The organism is Sphingobacterium sp. HJSM2_6 (assembly GCF_049316305.1).
GTDB lineage: Bacteria > Bacteroidota > Bacteroidia > Sphingobacteriales > Sphingobacteriaceae > Sphingobacterium.
The window spans coordinates 1-370 of sequence record NZ_JBMOXB010000058.1 but is presented as its reverse complement, the minus strand read 5'-3'; the positions used below and the strand labels follow the sequence as shown (position 1 = coordinate 370).

Sequence of the window (370 nt, the reverse complement as noted above, 5' to 3'; positions counted from 1 at the left end):
CCTCTATCAAACACCCCAACTTTCAACTTTCCTCTCTTCAAGTATTCTCTATTCACATCCGTGATCTCCAGTTCTCCTCTTGATGAGGGTTCTATGTTTTTAGCGATTTCTACCACATCATTGTCATAGAAGTATAAACCTGGTACTGCATAATTAGATTTTGGATTCTTCGGTTTCTCCTCAATCGATACCACCGTATTGTTTACATCAAACTCTACTACACCATATCGCTCTGGATCATGCACAGGATAGGCAAACACATATCCCCCTTCTGGATCTGCACAGGATTGTAATAACTTCGACATCCCAGATCCATAGAATATATTATCGCCTAAGATCAGTGCTACTTTATCAGCCCCTATAAATTCTT

The 370-nt window shown here is 39.7% G+C and carries 1 protein-coding gene; it reads right to left on the bottom strand.

Annotated elements, in window-relative coordinates; translation table 11 throughout:
• A partial coding sequence (locus ACFRAE_RS17805; RefSeq protein ID WP_422798518.1) for a sugar phosphate nucleotidyltransferase occupies positions 1–370 on the bottom strand: 370 nt, incomplete at both ends.